The following is a 16,098-nucleotide window of genomic DNA, read 5'->3' on the forward strand; positions in this document are numbered from 1 at the left end:
TCCCGAAAGGACCTGACGATGCGTCTGGCCACCTGGAACGTCAACTCGATCCGCTCCCGTGTCGACCGGGTGACGGCCTTTCTCGACCGCCACGACATCGACGTGCTGGCGATCCAGGAGACCAAGTGCCGTGACGACCAGTTCCCGTTCGAGCAGTTCGACGCGGCGGGCTACGAGGTCGCCCACGTCGGCCTCAACCAGTGGAACGGTGTCGCCATCGTCTCGCGGGTCGGGCTCAGCGATGTCGAGACGGCCTTCCCGCACCAGCCCGGTTTCGACAAGAACGCCGGTGACTCGCTGATCGACTCGCCGGTGGTCGAGTCGCGCGCGATCGGCGCGACCTGCGGTGGGGTGCGGGTGTGGAGCCTGTACGTGCCCAACGGCCGCGCCCTCGACGACCCGCACTACGCGTACAAGCTGGACTGGCTCTCGACCCTGCGCGACCAGGCCAGCGGCTGGCTCACCGCGGACCCGGCGGCCAAGATCGCCCTGGTCGGCGACTGGAACATCGCCCCCACCGACGACGATGTCTGGTCACCCGAGCTGTTCGAAGGCAAGACCCACACCTCCGCCCCCGAGCGCGCCGCCTTCCAGGCCATGCTCGACACCGGCTACCGCGACGTCATGCGCCCGTTCGCCCCCGGCCCCGGCGTCTACACCTACTGGGACTACACCCAGCTGCGTTTCCCCCGCAAGGAGGGCATGCGCATCGACTTCGTCCTGGCCTCCCCCGCCCTGGCCGACACCGTCACCGACGCCCACGTCGACCGCGAGGAACGCAAGGGCAAGGGCGCCAGCGACCACGCCCCCGTCATCGCCGAGTTCACCGACTGACACCACCCGTGCGGCGGTACCGTGGTGGCAGGACCATCCGACCTGCGGCGAAGCGGGAGGTGTCATGTTCTACCGGCGCGTGGGAGCGGTGCCGCCGAAGCGGCACACGCAGCATCGTGACGAGCGCGGCAATCTCTACTACGAGGAGCTGATGGGCGAGGAGGGTTTCTCCGGCGACTCCTCCCTGCTCTATCACCGCGGCCTGCCGCCCGCGATCGTCGACGCCACGGTCTGGGAACTCCCCGACCAGACACTCACCCCCAATCACCCCCTGCACCACCGGCATCTGCGCCTGCCCGAGCTGTTCCCGGGCGACACCCCCGCCACCACCGACCCGGTCACCGGCCGCCGACTGCTGCTGGGCAACGCGGACGTGCGGATCTCCTATGTGGCCGCCAAGGGCGCCTCCCCGCTGTACCGCAATGCCATCGGCGACGAGCTGGTGTACCTGGAATCCGGTGCGGCCGTGGTGGAGAGCGTGTTCGGCGCGCTGGCGGTGCGCCAGGGCGATCAGGTGATCATGCCGAGGGCCACCACGCACCGCTGGCTGCCCGTCGGCGAGGAACCGTTGCGCGCCTACGTGATCGAGGCGTCCAGTCACATCACCCCGCCGAAGCGCTATCTGTCGAAATTCGGTCAGCTGCTGGAGAATTCGCCGTACTGCGAACGCGACCTGCACGGACCCACCGAACCGCTGCTCGCCGAGGGCACCGAGATCGAGGTGCTGGTGAAGCACCGGCCGGGCACCGAGATCGCGGGCACCCGCATGGTCTACGCGACGCATCCGTTCGATGTGGTCGGCTGGGACGGCTGCCTGTATCCCTTCCGTTTCGCCATCGCCGATTTCGAGCCGATCACCGGCCGGGTGCATCAACCACCGCCCGCCCACCAGGCGTTCGAGGGCACCAATTTCGTGATCTGTAATTTCGTGCCGCGCAAGGTCGATTACCACCCGCTCTCGATTCCGGTGCCCTATTACCACTCGAATGTGGATTCCGACGAGATCATGTTCTATTGCGGCGGCGATTACGCGGCGCGCAAGGGCTCGGGGATCACCCAGGGTTCGGTCTCGGTGCATCCCGGCGGTTACGCGCACGGCCCGCAGCCGGGCGCCTACGAGCGCAGTATCGGCGCGGAGTTCTTCGACGAACTGGCGGTGATGGTGGATACCTTCCGCCCGCTCCAACTCGGGGAGGGGGCGCTGGCCTGCGAAGACCCCGACTACGCCTGGACCTGGTCGGGGCGCGGACCGGGGGCCCGCCGGTGAGCGGCGCGACGGTGCGGGTCGAGGTCCCCGACGACTCCCTGTTCGGCCCGGAGAACATGCCCTACGGCGTTTTCGCACCACCTGGTGGGCAATTCCGCGTGGGAGTTCGATTGGGCGAGTCCGTTCTCGATCTGTCCCGCCTGCTGGATGATCCCGCCTTCGCCCGGGCGGACCTGAATTCCTTTCTCGCCCAGGGTCCGAATTCCTGGCGCGTCGTGCGCGAGAAGCTCCGTGAACTCGCCGAATCACCACTACCCACCGAGGCCGTGCACGCCCTCGACTCGATTCGCACCGCCCTGCCGGTAGGGATCGGTGACTATGTCGACTTCTACGCCAGCATCGACCACGCCACCAATCTCGGCAGGCTCTTCCGGCCGGATGCCGAACCGCTGCTGCCGAATTGGCGTCATCTTCCGGTGGGCTATCACGGGCGGGCGGGCACAGTCGTGGTGTCCGGAGCTCCGGTGACGCGGCCCCACGGTCAGCGTCGAACCAACTCCCCCGCACCGGAATTCGGGCCGTCGCAGCGGCTCGATATCGAAGCCGAGCTGGGCTTCGTCGTCGGAACGGCCTCGCGGCGGGGTGAACCGGTCACCGTCGACGAGTTCGCCGACCACGTCTTCGGTGTCGCCCTGGTCAACGACTGGTCCGCCCGCGATATCCAAGCCTGGGAGTATCAGCCGCTGGGCCCGTTCCTCGGTAAGTCCTTCGCCACCTCCATATCGGCCTGGATCACCCCGCTGGCCGCGCTGACACAGGCCCGGGTCCCCCTGCCGCCCCAGGAGCCCGAGCCCCTGCCCTACCTGCGCGGCACCGACGACCACGGCCTCGATATCGCGCTGACAGTCACCTGGAACGGCGAAACCGTCTCGCGCCCACCGTATTCGCACATGTACTGGTCCCCGGCACAGATGCTCGCCCATCTCACCGCCAACGGCGCCTCGATCCGTCCCGGTGACCTCTACGCCTCCGGCACCATCTCCGGCCCCGAACCCGACCAGCGTGGTTCGTTCATCGAATTGTCCTGGGGTGGAAACGAACCCATCACCGTCGGCGAGACGATCCGGACCTTCCTCCTCGACGGCGACGAGGTGACCATCACCGCCACCGCTCCCGGAACGGCGGGCAGGCCGATCGGTCTCGGTGCGGTCGGTGGCACGGTTCTCGCTGCCCACTGATCCTCGCCCCCGAGAAATCAGGGCTGCCCGGAAGCCGAGCGGCCTCCTACATTGACGGCATGAAACCTCGCTTGGCCCTCCTCGGTGGCATCGCCGTCGCCCTCGTTCAGCTCCCCCTCGCCGCGCCCGCGTCGGCGGAATGCGGCCCGCATCCGGTGCCCTGCGAGCCCAGCTCCGCCGCCGCGGCGGGCACCTTCCTCAACGCCCTCGAGGGACTCTTCACCGGGTCGTCCGGGCGGTAGTCGACGACTCCGGCATCCACCCAGGGGCGGAGATAGTACTCCGCAGACCTCCGCCCCGAGGTGGTATCGGCGATATTTCGACGCGGGCTACGGTGACGGTCGACGTTCACCGAGAGAGAGCCCGACGATGTTGACGAGAATCGCCCGCGCCGCCGTTGGCCGACCACGGTTGGTGGTCGCGGTGGCGTTGCTGCTGATGGTGTTGTGTGGCGCGATCGGCGCCACGGTGCACTCGCATATGAAATCGGGCGGATTCGTCACCGACGATCTCGAATCGGTGCGGGCCAGCCAGTACCTGAGCGAGCACTTCCCCGGCAGCGAGCCCAACTACGTCCTCACCGTCACCGCCGAGGACGGCCCGGATTCCCCCGCTGCCCGCGCGGCCGCCGACGCCGCCATCGCGACATTGCGCGCCCATCCCACCGAGGTGAGCGGCGTCCAGTCCTACTGGACCGCCCGCCCCGACCTGCGCCAAGCGCTGCGCAGCACCGACGGCAAGCGCGCGCTCATCCTGGCCAGCATCGAGGGCGACGACGCCGAGCTGCCCGAGCGCGCGAGCAAACTCAGCGAGGAACTCCAGCTCGACGGCCCGGTGACCATCCGCGCCGGTGGCCTGGGCGCCACCTTCGCCGATATCAACACCCAGATCAGCAAGGACCTGGTGATCGCCGAGGCCATCGCCATCCCGGTGACCGGCCTGCTGCTGGCACTGGTGTTCGGCAGTGTGGTCGCGGCCGCGCTGCCGGTGGCGATCGGCCTGTTCGCCATCGCGGCGGCGCTGGGCATCCTGCGGGTGCTCACCTCGCTCACCGATGTGTCGATCTTCGCGCTGAACATGACCACCGCGCTCGGCCTGGCCCTGGCCATCGACTACAGCCTGTTCATCGTCAGCCGGTATCGCGAGGAACTCACCGCCGGTGCCACGCCCACCGCCGCGGTCATCCGCTCCATCCAGACCGCGGGCCGCACGGTGGTGTACTCGGCGCTGGTGGTGGCGTTGTCGCTGTCGGCGCTGCTGGTGTTCCCGCAGTACTTCTTCAAGTCCTTCGCCTACGCGGGGATCGCCGTGGTCGCGGCGGCCACGGCGGCGGCCGTGATCGTGCTGCCCGCCCTGCTCATCCTGGTCGGCGACCGGATCAATGCCGGTGACCTGCGCGGGCCGCTGCGCAGGCTGTTCCGACGACCGCCGCGCGTGGAGAAGGCACCGCAGCAGACCTTCTGGTACCGGCTGGTCGTGGCGGTGATGAAGCGCCCGCTGCCGATCGCGCTGGCCACCACCGCCTTCCTGCTGCTGCTCGGCTCGCCGTTCCTGGGCGTGCAGTTCGGCTACCCGGACGACCGCGCGCTGCCCGCCGAGGTGGCCAGCCGTCAGGTCGGCGACATCCTGCGCACCGAGTTCGACGCCGACATGGCCGCCAGCGCGACCGTGGTGCTGCCGGAGTTCCGGGGCACCCCCGAGCAACTGGACGCCTATGCCCGCGAGCTGTCGAAGGTGCCGGATGTCCCGGCGGTGCTGAGCAGCGCGGCCGTGTACCGCAATGGCCTGCGCGTGGCCGCCGGTGTGCCGGAGATGTCGGACCCACAGGCGGGCGCCTACCTGTCGGTGGGCACTCGACTCGACCCGTATTCCGACGCGGGCACCGCCCAGCTCGACGCGCTGCGGGCCGTCGAGGCGCCGTCGCAGGCCCTGCTCACCGGCCCGGCCGCGCTCAATCAGGACTCCGTCACCGCCATCACCGGCAAGCTGCCGCTGGCGGGCGCGCTGATCGCGATCACCACCCTGGTCCTGCTGTTCCTGTTCACCGGCAGTGTGGTGTTGCCGGTGAAGGCGCTGGCGCTGAACATGCTCTCGCTGGCGGCCACCTTCGGCGCCATGGTGTGGATCTTCCAGGAGGGCAACCTGGCCGGGCTGCTCGGCTTCACCGCCACCGGCACCCTCAATCTGGCCATGCCCATCCTGATGTTCAGCCTCGCCTTCGGCGCCTCCATGGACTACGAGGTGTTCCTGCTCTCCCGCATCCGCGAGGAGTGGCTGGCCGGGCCCAAGACCACCGAGGGCAATACCGAGGCCGTCGCCATGGGCGTGGCCCGCACCGGCCGCATCTTCACCGCCGCCGCCCTGCTGATGAGCATCGTGTTCCTCGGCGTGGCCAGCTCCGGGGTGTCGATGATGAAGCTGTTCGGCCTGGGCTGTGCCCTGGCGGTGATCAGCGACGCGACCGTCATCCGCGGCCTGCTGGCCCCGGCGCTCATGCGCATGATGGGCCGCTGGAACTGGTGGGCGCCGAAGCCACTGGTCCAGCTGCACAACAGGTTCGGTCTGGACGAATCGGAGGAGCCCGCCGCACCCGCACCGCAACCAGAAAAAGTCGGCGCTCGCTAACAAAAACCGGGACCGCACGCCTACACTGCTAAGCGCCACGCACGCCCCGACCTCGAGGAGGGGCCCGCCGCGCAGCGGCGGTTCGCGGCCGTCCCGCCGATGGGAGGTCGTTGCGTAGGCGACGAAGGAGCAAGCAACGGCCTCCCATCGGCGGGACCCAAAGGGCCGCGAACTCGAGCGCGCCAGCGCTCCAACAAACACGGGGGCTCGCACCAGCGGGCTGAGAGGACAGCTAGCCCATCTCGGGCGGTCAGGGCTGTCGACCGTATGAACCTGACTGGGTAATGCCAGCGTAGGGAGGAACGACCATGGGTACAGCCACGTCTGTCACCACCGGCCCGATCGAGGGCAGCGTCAAGCACTACGAAGAGGTCGATGGCCTGCGCATTCCGGTGCGAAGGATCAACCTCACCAACGGCGACCATTTCGACGTCTTCGACACCTCCGGCCCGTACACCGACGACAACGCGGTGATCGATCTCGAGGCCGGACTGCCGAAACTGCGCGACGAGTGGGACAAGCCCACTGTCGACGGCCCGCCCACCCAGCTCGCCTGGGCGCGCCAGGGCATCGTCACCCCGGAGATGCGTTTCATCGCCGCGCGCGAGGGCGTCGCCCCGGAGCTGGTGCGCGAGGAGGTCGCCGCCGGTCGCGCGGTGATCCCGGCCAACCACCACCATCCGGAGCTGGAGCCGACCATCATCGGCAAGAAGTTCCTGGTGAAGATCAATGCCAATATCGGCAACTCGGCGGTGTCGTCCTCGATCGCCGAGGAGGTGGAGAAGATGGTGTGGGCCTCGCGCTGGGGCGCCGACACCATCATGGATCTGTCGACCGGCAAGAACATCCACGAGACCCGCGAGTGGATCCTGCGCAACTCGCCGGTCCCGATCGGCACCGTCCCGATCTATCAGGCGCTGGAGAAGGTGAACGGCGATCCCACCCGCCTCACCTGGGAGTTGTACCGCGACACCGTGATCGAGCAGTGCGAGCAGGGCGTGGACTACATGACCGTGCACGCGGGCGTGCTGCTGCGCTACATCCCGCTCACCGCCAAGCGCGTCACCGGCATCGTCTCGCGCGGCGGTTCCATCATGGCCGCGTGGTGTCTGGCCCATCATCAGGAATCGTTCCTGTACACGCACTTCCGGGAACTCTGCGAGATCCTGGCGCGCTATGACGTCACCTTCTCCCTCGGCGACGGCCTGCGTCCGGGTTCCATCGCCGACGCCAACGACGAGGCCCAGTTCGCCGAACTGCGCACCCTCGGCGAGCTCACCAAGATCGCGAAATCCTATGGCGTGCAGGTGATGATCGAGGGACCCGGCCACGTGCCCATGCACAAGATCGTGGAGAACGTCCGCCTCGAAGAGGAACTCTGCGAAGAGGCCCCGTTCTACACCCTCGGTCCGCTGGCCACCGATATCGCGCCCGCCTACGACCACATCACCTCGGCCATCGGCGCCGCGATCATCGCCCAGGCGGGCACCGCCATGCTCTGTTACGTCACCCCGAAGGAACACCTGGGCCTGCCCAACCGCGACGACGTCAAGGTCGGCGTGATCACCTACAAGATCGCCGCCCACGCCGCCGACCTCGCCAAGGGCCACCCGCACGCGCAGGCCCGCGACGACGAATTGTCCAAGGCCCGTTTCGAATTCCGCTGGCACGACCAGTTCGCGCTCTCCCTCGACCCCGACACGGCGCGCGAGTACCACGACGAGACGCTGCCCGCCGAGCCAGCCAAGACCGCCCACTTCTGCTCCATGTGCGGTCCCAAGTTCTGCTCCATGCGTATCTCCGCCGACGTGCGCGAATACGCCGAGAAGCAGGGCCTCACCGATGTGGCCGCCATCGAGGCGGGCATGGCCGAGAAGTCCGCCGAGTTCGCCGACCAGGGCAGCAAGGTCTATCTCCCGGTCGTCTGACACCCCCGTATCCGGCCCACGCGTATCGACTTTCGTAGGGGGCGGTCGATCCGTTCGGCGGATTCGCCGGGGTGGGCCGGATACCTAGTTTCGGAACATGCGAAACAGAGTGAGGGTGGCGGTCGCGGTCGCCGCGGTGGTCGGTGGGCTCGTCCTCCCGACCACCGCCGTGGCCGATCCGGCGCGGAATACGGTGTCCGACCGGGTATTCGACGAGTATCTGTCGCGAGCCGTGACCGATACCGGGGTGCCTGGCCTGTCGGCGGTGATCACCCGAGGCGGGGAGATCGTGCACGCGGCGGGGTACGGGCGGGATTCGGCGGGGGCGGCCGTCACCGAGCGGACACCGATGCGGATCGCCTCGCTGACCAAGGCGTTCACGGCGACGGCGGTGATGATCCTGCTCGAGGACGGGGCCATCGGTCTCGATCGGCCGGTGGTCGACCAGCTGCCCGAGTTCCGCACCGACGATCCGCGTTCGGACCGGATCACCGTGCGCCAGTTGCTGAATCAGACCTCCGGCCTGTCCGATCGCGGCGCCGATATCCGCGCCACCGAGTCCGCCGGGTCGCTCGCGGAGTACACCGCGACGCTGCGCACCGCCCGGCTCACCGCCGACCCGGGCACCCGCTGGGCGTACACGAACGTCAACTACAACCTCGCCGCCCGGCTGGTCGAGGTGGCCAGCGGCACCGACTTCGGGGCGTTCCTGCGACAGCGGATCTTCACCCCGCTCGACATGCCCGACTCCGCACTCGGCGACGACACCATCACGCCCACACAGGGTTTCAATTCGCTGTTCGGCCGCTGGATCGCCCGCGACGAACTCCCCGCGTTCCTCGATGACAGCGGCAGTGGCGGCGTGATCACCACGGCCGCCGACATGGGCCGCTGGCTGATCACCCAATCCGGCGACGGCCAGCGGCTGGTGAGCGCCGAGAGCCTGGCCCTCATGCACGCGCCCACCCCGGTGCGCGACTACGGCATGGGCTGGGGCCTCGACACCGACCACGGCGCACCGCTGCTCACCCATTCGGGCAATCTGTTCACCTACACCTCGGCCGCCGCCCTCGATCCGTCCACCGGCTACGGCTACGCGGTGTTCGCCAACAGCGCCGCGCTCCACGACGCCACCTACGAGATCCTCACCGGACTGGTCGCCCTGGGTCGCGGCGAGCAGCCCGCCGAGACCGGCAACGCCAGACGGTGGACCGAGGGCGCGCTCGCGGCGCTCACGCTGGGCGCGCTCGGCCTCGGGATCACGGGGGTCGTCCGCGCGGGCGGCTGGGCCCGACGACGCCGGACGAGCCGCTGGTGGACGACCACCCTGCGCTGCGTGCCCGCCCCGCTGCCGATCCTGCTGTTCGCGTGCTATCCCCAGCTCGTCTCGGTGCTGACCAACGGCCGCACCGTCACCTGGGCCCAGCTCACCTACTTCGCCGCACCGCTCTCGATCGCCCTGCTGGCCTGCGCCTGCGCCGGTGCCGTCACCCTCGCGGCCCGCCTGATCCGCCTGCGCTCACTAAGCTCGGCCCGGTGAGCGACCCGCACGGCACCCCGTCCCGCGCCCCGCGCGGGTTCGGCGCCGCGAGCCTCGCCCTGATCGCCGGACTCTGTGTCCTCAACGGCTGCTTTCTCGACGCGCTCCCCCTGGAGCGGCAACTGGTCTTCGCCGCGCTGACCGTGGTCGCCTACCTGCACGGACGTCGGGTGGCGATGGCACGGGGCTGGCCGGTGCTGGGCGTGGTGGCGCTGCCCGCGCTCGGGTGCGCGGTGGTGGACTTCTCGGTGGGGTTCGGGGCGCTGCTGTGCCTGCTGGTGTTCGTGGTCCTGCCCTGGCTGGCCGGACGGTTCCGGCGTCAGCAGGCCGAGCTGGTCGTGGCGAGCAGGCAGCGGGTGGCGCGGCTCGAGCAGGAACAGGCCCTGCTCGCCGAGCGGGTCACGCTGCGGGAGCGGGCCAGGATCGCCACCGAGATGCACGATTCGCTCGGTCACGACCTCGCTCTCATCGCCCTGCAAGCGGGCGCGCTCGAGCTGTCCACCGAGCTGTCCGAGGCGAATCGCGCTGCCGCACAACGGTTGCGTACCTCCGCCGTCACAGCCACCGACCGCCTGCGCGCGTCGGTCGCGGTGCTCCGCGAGGGCGCGATACCTGCCACACCCCGCGACGAGCCGGTCACCGACCTGGTCCGGCGCGCGGTCGAGGCCGGGATGACGGTCGAGCTCCATCAGCCGATCGAGCCGAACACGCTGCCGCCCTTGATCGATCGCGCGATCCACCGGACCGTCCAGGAATCCCTGACCAACGCCGCACGCCACTGCCCCGGCGCGCCCGTGACGATCACCATCGAACGAACCTCGGAGCACACGGCCGTCACCATCACCAACCCGCTGCGCGAAAACACCTCTCACTCAATGGACCCCGATGGCAGCGGCCTCGCCGGTCTCCGCGAACAAGCCCGTCTCGTCGGCGGCACCCTCGTCGCCGGACCCGACGACGACACCTTCGTCGTCCGCGCCCGATTCCCCACGGCGGCAGCATGATCAGGGTGCTGGTCGCCGACGACGAGGCGATGATCCGGGCGGGGATCACCGCGATCCTGTCCACCGATCCCGGCCTCGCGGTCGTCGCCGAGGCGAGTGACGGCCGGGAAGCGGTCGACCTCGCCCTCGCGCACCGGCCCGATGTCGTCCTGATGGATGTCCGCATGCCCCGCCTGGACGGCCTGTCCGCCGCCGCGTCCCTCCGTGCGGCGGCACCCGATATCGCGGTGGTCGTCCTCACCACCTTCGACGAGGACGACTACGTGACCGCGGCACTGGACGCGGGTGCCGCGGGCTTCCTGCTCAAAGCCTCCGACCCGCGCGAGCTGCTACTCGGCGTCCACGCGGTCGCCGACGGCGGAGCCTATCTGTCACCCCGCATCGCGAAGAAGCTGATAGCACGATGGGGCGGTGGCGGATTCGCGCCGAGCGCGGCCGCACGCACCCGCATCGCCGAACTCACCGACCGCGAGCGCGCCGTCCTCACCGGCGTCGGCCGCGGCCTGTCCAACCAGGACATCGCCACCGAACTCCACGTCGCGGAATCTACGGTGAAAGCCCACGTCAGCACCATCCTGCGCCGCCTGGCCCTGAGCAACCGCGTCCAAGCCGCCATCCTGGCCCACGAGGCCGGTCTCACCACCCCCTGACCAGATCGACTGGACAAGAAGCTCTTTCGTCATCGATGGCTACTATGGCTCCGGAAAGGCAACCAAGGCGAACGGTTCGCCGCTGGTTTCGCCGATGTCCGCGACGGCCTCTCCGAACTCTTGGACGCCATCCGTGACACCACCGTCGCGCTGGACGACAGTGCCGAGGCCTACCTCGCCCAGGAAGGTGTGAACGCGGCGGCGATCGAAGCCGACCCCAAAGGAGAAAGCTGGGGCCGTGGGTACTTCGTCTCCGGGATCGAGGCGACAGTAACGGCGGGTAGGGCGACCCGAAGTGCTCGAGAAGATGGCGCTGTTGATCCGGCAGAGCGGTATCAACCATGATCAGTCCGAAGACGCGGAGGACTACAACACCCGGGATGCCCATAATTCCGTAGTGGATGCTTTCGACACACTGAGCGATGCCATGCGCAACATCTCCGGTGCGGTCAGCGGATCGATATTGTTCGCGACCGCATTCAGACCGCGATGCAAGCCCTGACCCAAGCCGAGATACTCAGCTCGAGTACCTTCACCGCCGCCTCCGGAACCGTCCGATTCGTGATGACATCCAAATTCCAGCCCGTCCTCGACAAGCAACTGAAGACGCCGCCACCCCCGGCGAGTTCCGGCACGACCCGACGAAACAGACTCGAAGGCGTTGGACCCCAACTGCTCGAGGAATACCGCCGGGCGGGCGGCGCCGCGCGCACTATCTTCGAACTCCCCGACAAACCGACTGACGCACAGATCATAAGCGTGCTGTCAGCATGGCTGGGGGAGCTCGAGACCCGCTGGCCCGGAGAGGAATCCAGCGGGCGCGAGATGGCGAGGCTGATGATCGTCAGGACGCTCGGTCACAAGACGTCCCGCAAGTCAACGGCCATACCGGCACTGATAACACAGTTCGACCACGCGAAGATTCTCAGCGAACGAACCCGCTGGGCAGCGGGCAACGCACTGTACGACATCCCCGCTGGCAAAGAATACTTCGACGACTTGGCCACCATAGCCACCGACCGAGCATTCGGCCGAAGCCGAGGCATGGTCGTGACATGGCTGGGCAAATCCCGCCATCCCGACGCCACTACGGTCGCCCTCGGCCTGATCGATGACGAATCCGTCGAAGGCAACGCTCTGGAGGCCCTGGCGAAAATGCGAGTTCAGGGTGCGCGCAAACAGATCGAGCCATTCCTGAATTCGCCGAAAGCGAGGATACGCCAGCTCGCGAAACGAATCCTCGATCACGACCAGAGTTGACGCCTCACCACACCGCGCGGACCGCAGTGGATGCGGTCTCGGGCAACGCCACGTCGGTAATCACCGCGGCAGCCCGTAGGTCGCTTCGCAGCTGGGACAGTGCGGCGAAGAGCATCGTCTTGGCTCGCGGTGCGTCCGGGGCGTCGACATCGATGACCTGCACGGAACCCGCCCGATCGACAGCCAGTCCGAAGGGGAAGAAGGTGCCGTTGTCCCGGAGATGGCCTTCCGCCAGCGTCAGGGCGGAATCGAGCAGATTGTCCACGTCATCCTGTACCAGCTGCGGGGTGTTGTCGCGCCACGACATCGCGCGTCCTCTCTGGGGTTCGGCGTCAGCTCCCCTGATTTCCAGGGGCTTTCGCTTCCCTAGCAGATCAGTAGAGTGCGGGCATGTCTGCTCGTATGAAACGAATCGTAGCCGGTGCCGTCGCGGCTGCCGCTGTGTCTATCGCCGCCCCGCTCGGTACCGCCCAGGCCGCCGCGCCGCTGCCGGTGGCCGACAGTGGCTCCTCGTCGCTGGGGTGCACGTCGACCGATATCAACCCGTGCCCGATCCGGCCGCTGTTGGACCTGTGGACCTCGCTGCTGAGCGGTTCCTCGGGCGGCGGGCAGTAACCGACCGTTCTTTCGGACGCGAAACGGCTCGGGGTAGCGTCGGCGGTATGGCCGATGCCTTCTATGTTCCGGACCCGGCTGATCCGAGCCGTTTCGCGTCGACCGAGCTCACCCGGGGGCCGTGGTCGCCGGACGCGCAGCACGCCGGGCCGCCGTCGGCGCTGCTCGGGCACGTGATCGAGCGGTGTGCGCCGCGCGACGGGTTCCAGGTGGGTCGGGTCGCGGTGGAGATTCTCGGGCCGGTGCCGCTGGCGCCGTTGACCGCACGGGCCGAGGTGGTGCGGTCGGGGCGCAGTGTGGAGCTGATCGAGGCGACGCTGTCCACCGAGCGCGGGCCGGTCATGCGGGCCACCGCGTGGCGGCTCAAGCTCGCCGAGACGCCGCTGGATCTGCCGGTGGAGTTCCTGCCCAGCGGGTCCCGGACCTTGCCCGCGCAGACCGAGCCGGAGATGTTCCCGTCGGATCAGCCGATCGGCTTCCACACCGGCATCGAATACCGTTTCACCGCAGGCACTTTCGCCGAACCCGGTCCGGCCGTCTGCTGGATCAGGCTGAAGTACCCGATCGTCGCTGGCACCACGCCGAGCCCGCTGGAACGCACCCTCGCGGCCGCCGATTCCGGCAATGGCGTGAGTTCGGTGCTGGACTGGTCGAAGTACCTGTTCATCAATACCGATCTGACCGTGAGCCTGCATCGGCACCCGGTCGGCGAGTGGGTGTGCCTGGACGCGATCACCCATCCGCAACCACACGGCATCGGCCTGGCCGAATCGGCCCTGTTCGACGAGACCGGGCCCCTCGGGCGCAGCACCCAGACCCTGCTCATCGCTCCGCGCGGGTGAATCAGCCGTCGAGGTGGCGACGCAGCGCGTCGAGCGGCCCGTCCCAATCCCGTGCCAGCGCGGCCAGGAACTGCTGCGCCACCCGCATCGGCGCGGAGTCCAAGCGGTAGCGCACCCGGCGACGCTCCCCCGGTTCCGCGATCACCAGGCCCGCGTCGGCCAGCAGCGCAAGGTGTTTGGCGATCGCCTGCCGGGTGATGGGCAGGCGATCGGCCAGGTCGGTCGCGGTGGCGGGTCCGTCGGCGGCGAGCGCGGCGAGCACCGCGCGCCGACTCGGATCGGCCAGCGCCACGAAGACCCGCTCGGCGGTGGCCTCCGGTTCAGGCCGCATCGAGGTATTCGACCAACTCACCCAGCTCACTCTTCCAGCCGTCGGTATTGCCGCCGAAGGCCGCCTGGTACGCCTCGTCGGGCAGCTGCGCGAAGCCGCTCTCCACGACCGTCAACCGGGTGCCAGCGCCGTCCGGTTCCAGGGTGAACTCCACGTAGGTGCGGCGCGGGTCCTCCTCGGGCAGGCCGTAGATATGCCAGGTGAACCCGAACACCGACGGCTCCTCGACCCGCTCCACCCGCATGTTCGCCACATGACCTTCGGTCCAGGTCATCCGAGCCGCGCCGCCGGGACGCAGGTCGATGTCGGCGGTATTGCCGAACCAACTCGCGAGCCCTTCCGCGGTGGTGATCGCGGCCCACACCTTCACGGGCGGATGGGCGAGCTCGACGGTCCGCACGATCTGATCAGGGAATCCCATGACACTCTCCTTTATCGCAACCAATGGGTTGCCATCCAATGTATAGCAACCTTCGAGTTGCTACAAGGGTCAGTGTCCGCCGGTGACGCGGAAGCCGCGCGGGACGAGCAGCACGGTGCCGACGGCGACCACGGCGATGACGACGGCGGAGATGACGGAGGTGGTGGTCAGCGCGGAATCGAAGGCGTGTTCGGCGGCGTGCAGGAGATCGGCGCGGGCCGGTTCGGGGAGGTCTTCGGCGACTTCGGCGGCGCCGCCGACCGAGCCTGTGGCCTGGTCGAGTCGCTCGGGTGGCACGGGCAGGTTCGTCATGTGCTGGCTGAAGATGCGGGCGTGCAGGCTGCCGAGCAGGGCGACGCCGAAGCCGACGCCGACCTCGTAGTTCGTCTCCTCCACCGCCCCGGCCTGACCCGCGCGATCGGCGGGCACGGCACCGACGAGCACGGCGGCCGCCGCGGTCACCGCCATGCCGTCGCCGAGCCCGAAGGACACCAGGACCAGGGCGATCACCGGATAGGTCGTCGGTTCCGGACTCACCGCCAGCAGTAGGAAACCCAGCGCCACCGCGCCGAGACCGACACCGAGCACCGCGCGCACCCCGAACTTCTCCATCAGGAACGGGGTGAGCAGCGAGGCGGTGAGCAGGGTGAGCGCGGCGGGCAGCATCCGCACACCCGCCTGCGACGGGCTGTATCCGTGGACGTACTGCAACCACAGCGAGACCAGGAACATGGCCGCGCCGATGGCCATCATGGCCAGCAGCGTCGCGACCGCGGCGGCGGTGAAGGCGCCGTTGCGGAACAGCCGCACGTCCAGCAGCGGATCGGTGGCGGTGAGCTGACGCCGCACGAACCAGACCATCGCGGCGATGCCGACCACCAGGATCGTCCAATCGACCACGCTCGCCTCACCTTTGGCGAGATGCTTGATGCCCCAGGCCAGGCACACGATGCCGGTGATCGAGAGCGCGGCGGCGAACCAGTCGAGGCCGCCGGTCTGCGGTGCCCGGTACTCCGGCAGCACCCACAGCCCGACCAGCACCGTCACCAGCACCACCGGCACATTCAGCCAGAACGCCGAGGCCCAGCCGAAGTGTTCGACCAGGAATCCACCGACGATCGGCCCCACCGTCGCGCCCACCCCGGCGACCGCGGCCCAGACGCCGATGGCCATGGTCCGCTCGCGCGCGTCGGTGAAGATATTGCGGATCAGCGAGAGCGTGGAGGGCATCACCATGGCGCCGCCGATGCCGAGCAGCACACGGCCGCCGATGAGCTGGGCCGAACTGCTCGCGGTCGCGGCGACCACCGAGGCGAGCCCGAACAGCACGAAACCGCTGAGGAACAACAACTTCCGGCCCACCCGATCACCGAGCGCCCCGGTGGTGATGAGCAGGCCGCCGAGCACCAGCCCGTAGATGTCGATGATCCACAGCTGTTCGAGCGGGCCCACCTGGAGGTCGTCGATCAGCGAGGGCAGGGCCACATTGAGGATGGTGGCGTCCATGGCCACCAGCAACAGGCTGGCGCACAGGACACCGAGCATCACCCACCGCACCGCGCCGTACGTCCGCACTTCGTCCATCAGCACACCTCGCGCGCTC

Annotated in this window: 17 protein-coding genes; 13 read left to right on the forward strand and 4 right to left on the reverse strand. The window is 68.6% G+C overall.

Translation table 11 applies throughout. The features are described 5' to 3' along the window. The first annotated feature begins 18 nt into the window (after positions 1-18). The 11 genes from QC180_RS06830 (at position 19) to QC180_RS06880 (ending at position 12,286) form a co-directional block, all read left to right on the forward strand. Positions 19-834, forward strand: coding sequence for an exodeoxyribonuclease III (locus tag QC180_RS06830; protein WP_278261737.1), 816 nt, complete (start codon positions 19-21; stop codon positions 832-834). A gap of 64 nt (positions 835-898) precedes the next feature. Further along, positions 899-2,101 (forward strand): homogentisate 1,2-dioxygenase, encoded by a 1,203-nt coding sequence (locus QC180_RS06835; protein WP_278261738.1) that lies wholly within the window; start codon positions 899-901, stop codon positions 2,099-2,101. Continuing rightward, entirely contained in the window at positions 2,098-3,279 is a 1,182-nt protein-coding gene (gene fahA / locus QC180_RS06840; RefSeq protein WP_278261739.1) for a fumarylacetoacetase, read from the forward strand. The genes QC180_RS06835 and fahA overlap by 4 nt, the downstream gene beginning before the upstream one ends. Positions 3,280-3,338: 59 nt before the next feature. After that, a complete protein-coding gene (locus tag QC180_RS06845) occupies positions 3,339-3,521 on the forward strand; it encodes a hypothetical protein (protein ID WP_278261740.1) in 183 nt (60 codons plus the stop codon). A 127-nt stretch (positions 3,522-3,648) separates the two neighbouring features. Further along, the gene (locus QC180_RS06850; RefSeq protein ID WP_278261741.1) at positions 3,649-5,904 is read left to right on the forward strand and encodes an MMPL family transporter; all 2,256 of its coding nucleotides are present in this window, start codon (positions 3,649-3,651) and stop codon (positions 5,902-5,904) included. A 308-nt stretch (positions 5,905-6,212) separates the two neighbouring features. Further along, complete coding sequence (gene thiC, locus QC180_RS06855; protein WP_278261742.1) at positions 6,213-7,832, forward strand: phosphomethylpyrimidine synthase ThiC; 1,620 nt, start codon at positions 6,213-6,215, stop codon at positions 7,830-7,832. 97 nt (positions 7,833-7,929) lie between these two features. Next, positions 7,930-9,372: a serine hydrolase domain-containing protein gene (locus QC180_RS06860; RefSeq protein WP_278261743.1), complete on the forward strand. Its 1,443-nt coding sequence runs from the start codon at positions 7,930-7,932 to the stop codon at positions 9,370-9,372. Further along, positions 9,369-10,376, forward strand: a complete 1,008-nt coding sequence (locus QC180_RS06865) for a sensor histidine kinase (RefSeq protein ID WP_278261744.1) — start codon at positions 9,369-9,371, stop codon at positions 10,374-10,376. The genes QC180_RS06860 and QC180_RS06865 overlap by 4 nt, the downstream gene beginning before the upstream one ends. Continuing rightward, positions 10,373-11,026 (forward strand): response regulator, encoded by a 654-nt coding sequence (locus QC180_RS06870; protein ID WP_278261745.1) that lies wholly within the window; start codon positions 10,373-10,375, stop codon positions 11,024-11,026. The genes QC180_RS06865 and QC180_RS06870 overlap by 4 nt, the downstream gene beginning before the upstream one ends. Before the next feature lie 295 nt (positions 11,027-11,321). Then, positions 11,322-11,528 carry a hypothetical protein gene (locus tag QC180_RS06875; protein ID WP_278261746.1) on the forward strand — a complete coding sequence of 69 codons (207 nt, stop codon included), beginning with the start codon at positions 11,322-11,324 and terminating at the stop codon, positions 11,526-11,528. Continuing rightward, a complete protein-coding gene (locus tag QC180_RS06880; protein ID WP_278261747.1) occupies positions 11,516-12,286 on the forward strand; it encodes a HEAT repeat domain-containing protein in 771 nt (256 codons plus the stop codon). The genes QC180_RS06875 and QC180_RS06880 overlap by 13 nt, the downstream gene beginning before the upstream one ends. Before the next feature lie 4 nt (positions 12,287-12,290). Here QC180_RS06880 and QC180_RS06885 read toward each other — a convergent pair whose 3' ends face one another. Further along, complete coding sequence (locus tag QC180_RS06885) at positions 12,291-12,593, reverse strand: hypothetical protein (protein ID WP_278261748.1); 303 nt, start codon at positions 12,591-12,593, stop codon at positions 12,291-12,293. 134 nt (positions 12,594-12,727) lie between these two features. On the opposite strand from QC180_RS06885, the gene QC180_RS06890 reads away from it, so the two are divergent. After that, the gene (locus QC180_RS06890; protein WP_278261749.1) at positions 12,728-12,901 is read left to right on the forward strand and encodes a hypothetical protein; all 174 of its coding nucleotides are present in this window, start codon (positions 12,728-12,730) and stop codon (positions 12,899-12,901) included. A 47-nt stretch (positions 12,902-12,948) separates the two neighbouring features. Continuing rightward, entirely contained in the window at positions 12,949-13,743 is a 795-nt protein-coding gene (locus QC180_RS06895; protein ID WP_278261750.1) for a thioesterase family protein, read from the forward strand. Between the two features lies 1 nt (position 13,744). On the opposite strand, the gene QC180_RS06900 is transcribed toward QC180_RS06895, so the two are convergent. From QC180_RS06900 to QC180_RS06910, 3 genes are all read right to left on the reverse strand, one after another. Then, a complete protein-coding gene (locus QC180_RS06900) occupies positions 13,745-14,074 on the reverse strand; it encodes an ArsR/SmtB family transcription factor (RefSeq protein WP_278261751.1) in 330 nt (109 codons plus the stop codon). After that, positions 14,064-14,495 carry an SRPBCC domain-containing protein gene (locus QC180_RS06905; protein WP_278261752.1) on the reverse strand — a complete coding sequence of 144 codons (432 nt, stop codon included), beginning with the start codon at positions 14,493-14,495 and terminating at the stop codon, positions 14,064-14,066. Before QC180_RS06905 ends, QC180_RS06900 begins: the two co-directional genes overlap by 11 nt. Before the next feature lie 69 nt (positions 14,496-14,564). Beyond that, positions 14,565-16,079, reverse strand: coding sequence for an MFS transporter (locus QC180_RS06910; protein WP_278261753.1), 1,515 nt, complete (start codon positions 16,077-16,079; stop codon positions 14,565-14,567). Between the last annotated feature and the right edge of the window lie 19 nt (positions 16,080-16,098).

This window comes from Nocardia anocheti (assembly GCF_029675105.1).
Taxonomy (GTDB): domain Bacteria; phylum Actinomycetota; class Actinomycetes; order Mycobacteriales; family Mycobacteriaceae; genus Nocardia.